The following is a 12,707-nucleotide window of genomic DNA, read 5'->3' as shown; positions in this document are numbered from 1 at the left end:
GGGTGAAGTCTCAGGCGGCCTTAAGCGGGGCCAACGGGACCACAAAACGGGCAGTTGGGGGTTCGCACACCGTAAATGCGGAACGAGTTGGGTAATGCGATCACGATCCGCTTCGCGCTGCCTGCTGAAGAGCTGCGCCCTTATGTGACGACCTATTACTGCACCGAAGTTGCCGCTTCGCCCAAAGAGCCGGTGCTCGAAGATTACCTGCATCCCGAATGGGCCAATCTGCGCTTCATGGACGAGGGCTGGGCACAGAGCGCGATCGGCGATGCGCCGCTTGAAGCCTCGCCCGCATTCTCGGCTACCGGCCCGACCAGCAAGGCGGCCCGCTTTCGCATCGGCACCGGAAGAAGCTGGGGGATTGGCCTGATGCCGCTGGGCTGGGCCAACTTCGTGGACGCTCCCGCGAGCGATTACGCTGATCGCACCGCTGACGGGAATGCCGACAACGCCTTTGCGGCGTTCCAGCCGCTTGCCCGCGCTCTGGCCGCAAGCACTGGCGACTTTGCATCCGAACTGCGCCTGATCGAAGCGCACATGGCGCAGATTGCCCCCACCGAGAATGCATCGGCGCAGGCGATTCAGCGCATCAATGCGCAGCTGGTCGATCCAGAGCTTTCGAAGGTCGCCGATCTCGCCGACCGGGTGGCGATGAACGTGCGCTCGCTTGAACGGCTGTCGAAGCGCGCCTTCGGCTTCACGCCCAAACTGCTGCTGCGCCGCCAGCGGTTCCTGCGCAGTCTTGCCCAGTTCATGCTCGATCCTTCGCTCAGATGGCTTTCGACGCTCGACTACCAGTATCACGACCAGGCGCATTTCGTGCGCGATTTCAAGCGCTTCATGGGCATGAGCCCGACCGCCTATTCAAGGCTGGAGAAGCCGCTGCTGGTCGCTGCTGCCCGGGCGCGCATGGCGATTGCGGGCGAGGCGGTGCAGGGCTTGCACGACCCGCGCAACAAGGGTTCGTAAGCCACACCCGCGCCTGGCTCGCTCGCACCTGCAACAAGCGCTTTGCAACTGGAGCCAATAGGCGCTAGCGGACCCGCTCACCCAAGCAGGCCAGACAATGACCGAACTGACACAACAAAAGACCACCGCTCTTGAAGCGATCGCGGCCTCGACGTCGCTCGATGCGCTCGAGGAACAACGCGTTGCCGCGCTCGGCAAGAAGGGCTGGGTAAGCCTTGCTCTCAAGACGCTCGGCCAGATGAGCCCAGAGGAGCGCAAGGACGCAGCTCCCGCCATCCAGGCCGTGCGCGCCGAAGTCGCCGAAGCCATTGACGCGCGCAAGGCTGCGCTCGAAGCGGAAGCTCTCGAAGCGCAGCTGGCAAGCGAGACGATCGACCTGACGCTTCCCGCGCCAGACACTCACAAGGGCTCGATCCACCCGGTGAGCCAGGTGATGGACGAGCTGGCAGAGATCTTCGCCGACCTCGGCTTCCAGGTCGCGACCGGTCCCGAGATCGAGGACGATTGGCATAACTTCACCGCGCTCAACATGGATGAGAGCCACCCGGCGCGCGCGATGCACGACACGTTCTACTTCCCGGACAAGTCGGCGGATGGTGGCGAGATGCTGCTGCGCACGCACACGTCACCGGTGCAGATCCGCTCGATGAAGGAGCAAGGCGCGCCCATCCGCATCATCGCGCCGGGCCGAGTCTATCGCTCTGACAGCGACGCGACGCACACGCCGATGTTCCACCAGGTCGAGGGCCTCGTCGTCGACAAAGGCATTCATCTGGGCCACCTCAAATGGACGCTGGAGACCTTCTTCAAGGCCTTCTTCGAGCGCGAGGACATCACCCTTCGCCTGCGCCCCTCCTACTTCCCCTTCACCGAGCCTTCGGTCGAAGTCGATGTCGGCTACTCGAACGAGGGCAACCGCCGCGTGGTCGGCGGTCACGGCGATGATGAGGGCCATGACTGGATGGAGCTGGGCGGCAGCGGGATGGTGAACCGCCGCGTGCTGGAAATGGCGGGCGTCGATGCGGACGAGTACCAGGGCTTTGCCTTCGGTCTCGGCATCGACCGTATCGCCATGCTCAAATACGGGATGAACGACTTGCGCGCCTTCTTCGATGGCGATCCGCGCTGGCTGCAGCATTATGGCTTCTCGCCCTACGATCAGCCAACCCTCTCCGCAGGTGTAGGAGCGCGGCCATGAAGTTCTCGATCACATGGCTGAAAGACCACCTCGAAACCGAGGCTTCGCTTCAGGAAATCACCGATACGCTGAACGCGATCGGGCTTGAGGTCGAAGGCGTTGAAGACCCGTCCGAAACGCTTGCCGGCTTCAAGGTCGCCAAGGTCCTGACGGCAGAGAAGCATCCCGATGCGGACAAGCTTCAGGTGCTCACCGTCGATACTGGCGAAGGCGATCCGTTGCAGGTCGTGTGCGGCGCTCCGAATGCGCGTGCTGGTATGAAAGGCGTTCTGGGTCTGCCCGGCGCGGTCGTGCCCGCCAATGGCATGGAGCTCAGGAAGAGCGCGATCCGAGGGGTCGAATCGAACGGTATGATGTGCTCTGTGCGCGAGCTTGAGCTGGGTGATGAGCATGATGGCATCATTGAACTGCCCGAGGATGCGAGCGTCGCGCACAGCTTTGCTGACTATCAGGGCTCCTCGCCGATCATTGACGTCGCAATTACGCCGAATCGCCCCGACTGCATGGGTGTCTACGGCATTGCCCGCGACCTTGCGGCAGCTGGCCTCGGCACGCTGAAGCCGATCGCCTTTCCCGAATTCGCAGCCTCGGGCGATTGCCCGGTCGAAATCCGCACTGACGACCCCGAAGGCTGCCCAGCCTTTTATGGCCGCGTGATCAAGGGAGTGACAAACGGTCCGTCGCCTGATTGGCTGCAGCAGCGGCTGAAGAGCGCGGGCCAGCGTCCGATCTCGCTGCTGGTTGACCTCACCAACTATCTGATGCTCGCGTTCGGGCGTCCGGCGCACGTTTACGACCTCGCCAAATTGTCGGGCGCAGTCGTCGCCCGCCGCGCGAAGGACGGCGAGCAGGTGCTGGCGCTGAACGAGAAGACCTACACGCTCGATGAGAGCATGGTCGTGATCGCGGACGACAACGAAGTCCACGACATCGCAGGCATCATGGGCGGCGAGAATTCGGGCGTTCAGGACGAGACGACCGACGTTCTGCTCGAGATCGCTTACTTCGACCCGCCGCGTATTGGCGTCACGGGTCGCAAGCTGGGCCTGGCCTCCGACGCGCGCACCCGGTTCGAGCGCGGGGTCGATCCCGCATTCCTCGAAGACGGTCTCGACCTTTTGACCGGCCTGATCGTCGAACTTGCAGGCGGAAGCGCGAGCGAAGCCGTGCAGGCCGGCGTCCCACCAATGGCTCCGAAAGTCGTGCTGTTCGACACCGACCTCACCGCCAAACTCGGCGGCGTCGATGTACCAGCCGATGAGCAACGCCGTACCCTTGAAAGCCTCGACTTCACGGTCGATTCCAACTGGAACGTCACCTGCCCGCTGCGCCGTCACGACATCGAAGGGCCCGCTGACCTCGTCGAAGAAGTCGTGCGCATCCATGGCCTCGACAAGGTCGAAAGCGTTGCACTCCCTCGCATGGACGGCGTGGCTCGTCCGACTGCTACGCCGCAGCAGCAGATGGAGCGCAAGCTTCGCCGCGCCGCTGCCGGAAGCGGGCTGGACGAGGCAGTGACCTGGTCGTTCCTGCCCGAAGATGCCGCCGCGCACTTCACCGCGACCGACGATCTGTGGAAGCTCGACAACCCGATCAGCGAGGACATGAAGGTCATGCGCCCCTCGCTCATTCCGGGCCTGCTGATCGCCGCCAAGCGTAATGCCGATCGCGGCGCGGGCGCCTCGCGCCTGTTCGAACTCGGCCGCCGCTACTTCCGCGGCAAGAATGGCATGAGCGACGAGCGCGCGACGCTTGGCGTGGTGCTGACGGGTGAGAAGGTCCAGCGCGGCTGGGCAAGTGGCAAGGCCGCGATGTACGATGCCTACGACGCGAAGGCCGCCGCGCTCTCGCTGCTCGAGGCGGCAGGCGCACCTGCGGATAAGCTGATGGTGATGGGTGAGGCTGGCGACCAGTTCCACCCGGGACAGTCGGCAACCGTGCGCCTTGGTCCCAAGAACGTGCTTGCGCGCTTCGGCATGCTCCATCCCGCAACGCTCAAGGCGTTCGACATGGATGGCCCCGTCGCAGCGGTCGAGCTGTTCCTCGATGCGATCCCGGCGAAGAAGGCACCCAAGGGGCCGGTCAGCTTCGCACGTCCGGGCTTCACGCCGCCCGCGCTGCAGGCCGTGACCCGCGACTTCGCCTTTCTCGTGCCCGCCGACCTTGCAGCAGAAGACCTGCTCAAGGCAGTTCGCGGCAGCGACAAGACGAACATCACCGCCGCGCGCGTCTTCGACCTCTTCACCGGCGAAGGCGTGCCCGAAGGCAAGAAATCGCTCGCGATCGAGGTCACGCTGCAGCCGCAGGACAAGAGCTACAAAGACAAGGACCTCAAAGCGATTGCGGACAATGTGGTCGCTGCTGCGGCCAAGCTGGGAGCGGAACTGCGCGGCTGATCCGCAGGCCAGATTGTCATGTCGAACAGAAGAACCTTCGCGATCATCTCGCACCCAGACGCGGGTAAAACGACGCTGACCGAAAAGCTGCTGCTGCAAGGCGGAGCAATCCACCTCGCGGGCGAGGTCAAGGCGCGCGGGGCTGCACGGCGGGCGCGCTCGGACTGGATGAAGATCGAGCAGCAACGCGGTATCTCTGTGACGTCCAGCGTGATGACCTTCGAGCGTGACGGCGTGACCTTCAACCTGCTCGACACGCCGGGGCACGAGGACTTCTCCGAAGACACCTACCGCACGCTGACTGCGGTGGACTCGGCGGTCATGGTGATCGACGCGGCCAAGGGTATCGAGCCGCAGACGCGCAAGCTGTTTGAGGTCTGCCGCCTGCGGAACGTCCCGATCATCACCTTCGTCAACAAGGTCGACCGCGAAGGCCGCGATCCGTTCGAGACCCTCGATGAAGTCGCCGACATGCTCGCGCTCGACGTCAGCCCGCAAGGCTGGCCGATCGGCATGGGCGGGCGGTTTGAAGGCATTCTCGACTTCGAAACAGGCGAAGTCAGCCGCCCGGAGGGGCCCTCAAAGGAATTCTTGGGCAAGCGCGATGCCAACCCCGAGATACCCGAGGAATTCGCAGAGGAGGCCGAGCTTGCACAGGTCGGCTATCCCGAATTCGACCTCGAAGCCTATCGTAGCGGCGACCTGACGCCTGTCTATTTCGGATCGGCCCTCAAGAATTTCGGTGTGACCGAACTGATCGAAGCCATCGCGCGGGTAGCGCCCCCGCCGCGGCCGCAACCTGCGGGCGAGGAGCAGATCGCGCCTGACCACGGCGAGGTCACCGGCTTCATCTTCAAGGTGCAGGCCAATATGGATCCCAACCACCGCGACCGCATCGCTTTCATGCGGCAGGTGTCGGGCACCTTCAAACGCGGGATGAAGCTGACGCCGTCAGGTCTCGGCAAACCGATTGCGATCCACTCGCCGATCCTGTTCTTTGCGCAGGACCGCGAGATTGCGGATACGGCAGAAGCGGGCGACATCATCGGCATTCCGAACCACGGCACGCTGCGCGTGGGCGATACGCTGTCGGAAAAGAACGAACTTCGCTTTACTGGCCTGCCCAACTTCGCGCCGGAAATCCTGCGCCGTGTGCAACTGAAGGACCCGACCAAGACCAAGCAGCTTCGCAAGGCGCTCGATGATTTGTCCGAAGAAGGGGTGATCCAGGTGTTCTATCCCGAGATCGGCGCACAGCACATTGTCGGCGTGGTCGGACAGCTTCAGCTTGACGTGCTCATCTCGCGGCTGTCGGCGGAATACAAGGTCGAGGCCGCACTCGAAGCCTCACCCTTCGCGACCGCGCGCTGGATCAAGGGCGATGCAAAGGCGCTTGCCGAGTTCGAAAGCTTCAACCGCGCCAACCTCGCGCGCGACCGGGATGGCGATCTCGTCTTCATGGCCAAGAGCCCGTGGGACGTGAACTACCAGGTCGAGAAGAACCCCGAGCTTACGTTTAGCGCGACCAAGGAAAGGTGAGGTTGCGGGAGCCGCAACTTCGGGCCATTGGAACCGAATGAACGGTTCAGGCCCCACCTCACAAAGCTTCATCTCCCAGCGGCTCAAGCTCAATTACGAGGATTGGGGTGCCGAAAATCAGGGACGCGGAAAGCCTCCATTAGTCCTCGTCCATGGCGGACGCGATCATGCGCGCAGCTGGGACTGGACCGCCGAGGCGCTGCGTGACGAATACCATGTCATCGCGATGGACCACCGCGGCCATGGCGACAGCGACTGGGTGTCCGACGGCAATTACGGCGCGGGCGATATGGTCTATGACCTTGCCCAGCTAATCCACCAGCTTGGCGTTGGCCCGGTGCGGATCGTGTCGCACTCAATGGGCGGCAATGTCGCGCTGCGTTACTCCGGCATGTTCCCGGAGATGGTCACTAAGCTCGTCGCGATCGAAGGCCTTGGCCCGTCGCCCGAGTGGAAGGATAAGCAGCGCGAGACGCCTTACCCTGAACGCATGCGCGAATGGATTGAGAAGAAGCGCAAGGCGGCAGGGCGAAGCCCACGCAAGTATGAGAGCATCGAGGCCGCCTTTGCCCGGATGATCGAGGAGAACTCCTACCTCACAGAGGATCAGGCGCGCCACCTCACCATCCACGGCGTCAACCGCAACGAGGACGGCACGTACAGCTGGAAGTTCGACCCGCACCTCAATGTCTGGGGCGTAGAGGATATCGCCGACGAATTCATGGAGGCGATCTGGGGCGCGATCACCTGTCCAACGCTCCTGATGTACGGTGCAGACAGCTGGGCCTCGAACCCGGAGAAGGACGGGCGGATCAAACACTTCAACACCGCCGAGGTGATCGAATTCGAGAAGGCGGGCCACTGGCTCCACCACGACCAGTTTGACCGCTTCATCGGGGTCGTGCGAGACTTCCTCAAGGATTAGGAGACCAAGAACATGTCTGATTTCTTCGACGCGCTTGAGCCCAAACACTTGGCGATGATCGAGAAACAGCCGGTGTTCTTTGTCGCCACTGCCGCCGCGGATGCGCGCATCAATCTCAGCCCTAAGGGCTACGATGCTTTTCGCGTGCTCGAGCCGGGCAAGGTCGCTTATCTCGACCTTGGCGGATCGGGGAACGAGACTCACGCCCACCTGGCTGCGGATGGCCGCATCACCATCATGTTCTGCAATTTCGAGCGGCCCGCTCTGATCCTGCGCATCTATGGTCGCGGGAGGCCGGTTCTGCCGCAGGATACCGAATGGGAGGAGCTTGCGGCCCATTTCACACTGCTTCCCGGCACGCGACAGATCTTCATAATCGACATCGACAGCGTCCAGACCAGCTGCGGCTGGGGCGTTCCTTTCATGAGCCTCGAGGGTGAGCGCGAAACGCTCAAGAAAGCCCACAAGCAGTCCAATCCGGAGGAGTGGGAGGCCAAAGCCGCATCTCGCACAAGCAGCATTGATGGACTGCCGACCCGCGCGACAACGCAATATATTGCAGGCGAGTAGCCCACTGCGGTTACAAAGTAACATCAGAGAGGCGTCAATTGCGGTAAATCAACTAACCTTGCTCAAAAAATAAACAAATGATTAAACCTTAGGCACGCACTTTTGTGCAGGTGCGAAGAAAGCGCCTGATTCCCCAGCGTCAACCGTGTTGCACAATTGTGGCACGCCCCTTGCAGACCAATCGGTCAGCCGGATGAGCCGGCCAAAGCCAAAGGGGGCACGGATGAAGTTCATCATCGCCATCATAAAACCGTTTAAGCTTGATGAGGTCCGCGAAGCGCTGGGCTCCATCGGGGTCGCTGGGATGACTGTTTCCGAAGTTAAGGGGTTCGGGCGCCAGAAGGGCCAGACCGAAATCTATCGCGGGGCCGAATACTCCACCAACATGTTGCCGAAGGTGAAGCTGGAGATTGCTGCGAGCGACGATATCGCTCCGCAAGTGGTCGAGACGATCCAGCAAACCGCCAACACCGAGGCCATCGGTGATGGCAAGATCTTCGTGCTCGACCTTGCATCGGCCACCCGCATTCGCACCGGCGAAGCCGGCGAAACCGCGCTCTAATTCGGGGGACCTGAACTCATGAAAAAGCCTCTCCTTACCGGCGCTGCCCTATTGGCAGGCTCGGCATTCGCCGCGCAGCCCGCTCTTGCTGCCGTGCCTGACGCGGAAGTCGTTTCGGCTGGCACTGCGTATATCTTCAACACGCTGCTGTTTCTCATCGGCGGCTTTCTCGTCATGTGGATGGCAGCCGGCTTCGCAATGCTCGAAGCAGGCCTTGTCCGCGCCAAAAACACCTCCACCCAATGTATCAAGAATATTGGCCTATATTCGATTGCCGGCCTGATGTTCTGGGTGATCGGCTATTCGATCGCGTATCCTGGCTTTGCCGAGGGTTCGCTTGGCCTGTTCGGCATCGGCGCTGCGCCTTATTCGATGCAAGGGGTGGGCGAAGCCGACACTGGCACGGGTTACTCCGTCGCGTCGGACTGGTTCTTCCAGATGGTTTTCTGCGCGACCACCGCCTCGATCGTTTCGGGAACCGTGGCTGAGCGTGTGAAGATCGTTCCGTTCTTTATTTTCGTTACCATCCTGACCGGCATCATCTATCCGGTGGTCGTCAGCTGGGAGTGGGGCGGGGGTTACCTCGACACCGTCCACGGCTTCAGCGATTTTGCTGGTTCGACTCTGGTCCACTCGACCGGTGGCTGGGCTGCGCTTGTTGGTGCTGTCATCATCGGCGCTCGTGCCGGTCGCTATGGCGCGGATGGCAAGGTCAACGTATTCCCGGGCGCGAACATTCCGCTCGCAACACTTGGTACCTTCATCCTGTGGCTCGGCTGGTTCGGCTTCAACGGCGCATCGCAGCTTGCGATGGGCACGGTTGGCGATGCTTCCGATGTTTCGAAGATCTTCGTGAACACCAACATGGCAGCCTGTGCCGGTGTGGTCGTCGCGATCATCCTCACCCAGGTCATGTACAAGAAGGCCGACGTTACCATGGCGCTCAACGGCGCACTGGCTGGCCTCGTGTCGATCACGGCAGAGCCTCTTGCACCCACCGTTGGCCAATCGATCCTGATCGGCGGTATCGGCGGCGTCATCGTGGTCCTGACGGTCCCGATGCTCGACAAGCTAAAGATCGACGACGTTGTCGGCGCCATCCCGGTTCATCTCTTCGCAGGTATCTGGGGCACGCTGATCGTTGCCTGGACTGGTGATGCGACCTTCCTTGGCCAGCTGGTCGGCGTGCTGCTCACCGCAGTCTGGGTTAGCCTAGCTTCGGCAGTTGTCTGGCTCGCTCTCAAGTACACCATCGGGGTCCGCCCGACGGAAGAAGAAGAGATGGCAGGCCTCGACCATGCCGAGATTGGTGTGGAAGCCTATCCCGAATTCGCTCGAACCTGAGCGCAAACAGTTTGGCGGGGGGAGGCTCTCTCTCTCTTCTCCCCTCTCCCCGCCAAAAGCCGTTCCTCCTGCGAACGAACAGACTGATGAAGGCCGGAGCGGCATGTTCGCTCCGGCCTCTTTTTTGTTGGGTTCGCTATGCGCCGCGCGCCTTGGGTAGCGCTAACTGCACTACGTGTTACACGCCTACTTTTTCAGCTGCCTTGATGAAGTCAGCGCAGCGTTCGCCGATCATGATGCTGGGAGCGTTGGTGTTGCCGCTAACTATCTTGGGCATGATGCTCGCATCGGCAATCCAGAGACCATCTATCCCGCGCGCTTTCAGCGTCGGGTCGACGACAGCATCGTCATCCGCGCCCATCCGGCATGTGCCGACTGGGTGGTAGACCGTGTCGGCACGCTCGCGGATCAGCTGATCGAGCGCATCGTTATCCTGAAGGTCAACCGGATGGCGGTCAGTGGGCCCGTAAACCTGCATCGCTGGCGTATCGACAATGCGGTGCGACAGGCGCACGCCCTCGCGCAGCACCGCGATATCGCGATCATCGTCGAGGAAATTGGGGTCGATCACCGGAGCCGCAGCTGCGTCCCGTGACCCGAGGCGCACAGTTCCGCGGCTTTCGGGGCGCAGCACGCAGGCGTGCAGCGAGAAGCCGTAACCCTTCACATTCTCGCGCCCGTGATCCTCAAGCACCGCGGGGACGAAGTGCCATTGCACATCGGGCGCAGGGGCTTCATCCATGACCTGCCAGAACCCGCCGGCTTCGGCGAAGCACGTGGTCATGGTTCCGGTACGTTTGCGACGATGTTCCAATACAGCCGCCGCCATTTTGAGCGTGCCTTTCAACGTGCCGCCGATCGGCACGTCGCTGTCGGTTTGCCAGCCGGAGACATAGTCGATGTGATCCTGAAGCTCGGAGCCCACCGCTGGCTTGTCGAGCACGACGTCGATGCCATGCTCCTTCAAGTGTTCGGCGGGGCCAATGCCCGACAGCATGAGGATTTGCGGCGAGCCGAATGCGCCTGCTGAAAGGATTACGCCATGCTTTGCGTGCAAAGTCTTCGACGTCTTGCCGTCGCGGATTTGGACCCCGGTGACCCGGCCATCCTCGATCACCAGCTTTTCAACCAGCGTCTTGGTGCGAACGGCGAAATTGCCCTGCTCGCGGATCGGCTCGACATAGCCGCGCGCGGCGGACCAGCGCTCGCCGTCACGCTGCGTGACCTGATAGAGGCCAAAGCCCGACTGTCGCTCCCCGTTGAAATCATCGTTGGTGCGAAGCTGGAGAGACGCGGCGCCTTCGACGAAAGCGTGGCTTGTGGGATTGGGCGCGCGTTGGTTGGAAACGAAGAGCGGCCCTCCGCCGCCGTGATACTCGTCCCCGCCATTCTCGTTCGATTCGGACTTGCGGAAATAGGGAAGCACGTCGTCATAGGCCCAGCCGGTGCAGCCCATGTCTGCCCAATTGTCGTAGTCCCACTTGTTTCCGCGGATATAGACCATCGCGTTGATGGCCGAGGATCCGCCCAAGCCCTTGCCGCGCGGCTGATAGCCAATGCGTCCGTTCAAGCCCTTTTGCGGGACGGTATCGAACTTGTAGTTCGACGAGTTGCGGATGAACGGCATAAAGCCGGGCGTCTTGATCAGGACGTTGTCGTTGCGCCCGCCCGCTTCGAGCAGGCAGACCCGCCGCGTTCCATCAACCGCAAGCCGGCCCGCTACAGCGCTGCCGCCACTGCCACCGCCGATGACGATGTAGTCAAAGCTTTCCATATTCTCTCCTCTTGGCGAGGGAGGTTAGGCAGCTTGGCCGGGGCTTTCAATCGGGTTTCTTGTCGCAACCGAATTTGTGGGGGCATCGGCATGCCTTGTCTGCGCGTCTTGCCGCTCCAGCCAGCGCGCGCGGATCGTGTCGGATGTGTCGCGGCTGCCGTCATGCGTCCAGCCGGGCTCGCGAAGGAGGTAGGAAAGTTTGTGCTTCCACGGCGCGCTCCAGATATCGCGCACCATGCCGATCCATTCGTGAAACACAGCCCACAGCAGGTTGAACGAGCCTAGCTGTTTGATAATGCCGTAGCGGATCTGTTCTTCGTCGCGCTCTGGCTCGAAGGTGCCGAACATCTTGTCCCAGACGATGAAGACGCCCGCATAGTTGCGGTCGAGATAGCGCGGATTGGTTGCGTGGTGGACGCGGTGGTGGCTCGGCGTGTTCATGACCGCCTCAAACCAGCGAGGCATGCGGTCGATTGCCTCGGTGTGGATCCAGAACTGGTAGATGAGATTGAAGCCGCCACAGATCGCGATCATCAGCGGATGAAAGCCGAGCAGCACGAGGGGGATCGCGAACAGCAGGCCGAACGTGAAAGCGCCGGTCCAGCTCTGCCTAAGCGCAGTCGAAAGGTTGTAGTGCTGTGATGAGTGGTGGTTCACATGGCTCGCCCACATCCAGCGGATGCGATGGCCCGCGCGGTGGACCCAGTAATACTTGAGGTCATCGAGCACGAAGCAAAGCGGCCATGCCCACCAAACCGCCCACCACTCAGGGCCGAAATCGAACAACCGATATTCGTAGGCCTCGATAAAGACGTAAGCAGCAAACCCACCGAAAAGCGCGCCCGCCACCGTCGATCCCAGCCCAAAGGCGAGACTGACGAGCGTATCCATCGGCTCGTATGCTTCCGGACGGCGCAGGCGCGACCAGATCATCTCGGCAAGCACGGCGACCACGAATAGCGGCACGGCATATTGGGTGGGTGAGAAGTCGGGCATTGAACGCTCTATAGCCGGTTGATCGCGTCAGCCCAATATCCGGGGTCGTCGAGAGATAACCGGACTGTTCCGAATCGCGCCTCTCCGAGATCGACTATCAGTGCATCGATCACCTCACTCACCGAAGCACGTGCGTCCAGCACCCTGCCAGCGAACCGATTGCCGTGGAGCTTGATCACCATGATCTGTCCCGACGCGTCGCGGGCAAGGGCAGCCGAACCGCCGCGCGCTATCGATATGCGCGTTGCCTCGTAGCCATCGAGCACTTCACCCGCGACCCGGCGCACATCGGCCTCGTCATTTAAGGTCGGCTTGTCCCCGAGCTTGAGCCAGCGCGCCAGCACAAAGAGCGCAAAGATTGCAATGAGCGACCCGCCAAACTGAAAGAGGAGTGGGGGGATATCCATGCGTGATGAGAGAGACTGCCTGCG

Annotated in this window: 11 protein-coding genes; 8 read left to right on the top strand and 3 right to left on the bottom strand. The window is 61.8% G+C overall.

The window, feature by feature from the left end:
• The first annotated feature begins 75 nt into the window (after positions 1–75).
• The 8 genes from NAP1_RS12020 (at position 76) to NAP1_RS11985 (ending at position 9,506) form a co-directional block, all read left to right on the top strand.
• A complete protein-coding gene (locus NAP1_RS12020) occupies positions 76–972 on the top strand; it encodes an AraC family transcriptional regulator (RefSeq protein ID WP_007165577.1) in 897 nt (298 codons plus the stop codon).
• 97 nt (positions 973–1,069) lie between these two features.
• Complete coding sequence (gene pheS, locus NAP1_RS12015; protein WP_007165576.1) at positions 1,070–2,170, top strand: phenylalanine--tRNA ligase subunit alpha; 1,101 nt, start codon at positions 1,070–1,072, stop codon at positions 2,168–2,170.
• A complete protein-coding gene (gene pheT, locus NAP1_RS12010; RefSeq protein ID WP_007165575.1) occupies positions 2,167–4,566 on the top strand; it encodes a phenylalanine--tRNA ligase subunit beta in 2,400 nt (799 codons plus the stop codon). Before pheS ends, pheT begins: the two co-directional genes overlap by 4 nt.
• A gap of 18 nt (positions 4,567–4,584) precedes the next feature.
• Positions 4,585–6,105, top strand: coding sequence for a peptide chain release factor 3 (locus NAP1_RS12005; RefSeq protein ID WP_007165574.1), 1,521 nt, complete (start codon positions 4,585–4,587; stop codon positions 6,103–6,105).
• 37 nt (positions 6,106–6,142) lie between these two features.
• Complete coding sequence (locus tag NAP1_RS12000; RefSeq protein ID WP_007165573.1) at positions 6,143–7,030, top strand: alpha/beta fold hydrolase; 888 nt, start codon at positions 6,143–6,145, stop codon at positions 7,028–7,030.
• Between the two features lie 12 nt (positions 7,031–7,042).
• Positions 7,043–7,600 carry a pyridoxamine 5'-phosphate oxidase family protein gene (locus NAP1_RS11995; protein WP_007165572.1) on the top strand — a complete coding sequence of 186 codons (558 nt, stop codon included), beginning with the start codon at positions 7,043–7,045 and terminating at the stop codon, positions 7,598–7,600.
• A gap of 223 nt (positions 7,601–7,823) precedes the next feature.
• Positions 7,824–8,162 carry a P-II family nitrogen regulator gene (locus NAP1_RS11990; RefSeq protein WP_007165571.1) on the top strand — a complete coding sequence of 113 codons (339 nt, stop codon included), beginning with the start codon at positions 7,824–7,826 and terminating at the stop codon, positions 8,160–8,162.
• Between the two features lie 18 nt (positions 8,163–8,180).
• Positions 8,181–9,506, top strand: a complete 1,326-nt coding sequence (locus tag NAP1_RS11985) for an ammonium transporter (protein ID WP_007165570.1) — start codon at positions 8,181–8,183, stop codon at positions 9,504–9,506.
• Between the two features lie 178 nt (positions 9,507–9,684).
• Here the strand turns inward: NAP1_RS11985 and NAP1_RS11980 are convergent, their stop codons facing one another.
• From NAP1_RS11980 to NAP1_RS11970, 3 genes are read right to left on the bottom strand one after another with little or no spacing between them, the layout of a single operon-like run.
• Complete coding sequence (locus tag NAP1_RS11980; RefSeq protein WP_007165569.1) at positions 9,685–11,280, bottom strand: GMC family oxidoreductase; 1,596 nt, start codon at positions 11,278–11,280, stop codon at positions 9,685–9,687.
• 24 nt (positions 11,281–11,304) lie between these two features.
• Positions 11,305–12,276, bottom strand: a complete 972-nt coding sequence (locus NAP1_RS11975) for a sterol desaturase family protein (protein ID WP_007165568.1) — start codon at positions 12,274–12,276, stop codon at positions 11,305–11,307.
• 8 nt (positions 12,277–12,284) lie between these two features.
• The gene (locus NAP1_RS11970) at positions 12,285–12,683 is read right to left on the bottom strand and encodes a hypothetical protein (RefSeq protein WP_007165567.1); all 399 of its coding nucleotides are present in this window, start codon (positions 12,681–12,683) and stop codon (positions 12,285–12,287) included.
• Positions 12,684–12,707: the final 24 nt, after the last annotated feature.

This window comes from Erythrobacter sp. NAP1 (assembly GCF_000152865.1).
Taxonomy (GTDB): Bacteria; Pseudomonadota; Alphaproteobacteria; order Sphingomonadales; family Sphingomonadaceae; genus Erythrobacter.
The sequence above is the reverse complement of the archived record's forward strand: the minus strand, read 5'-3'. Positions and strand labels throughout refer to the sequence as shown.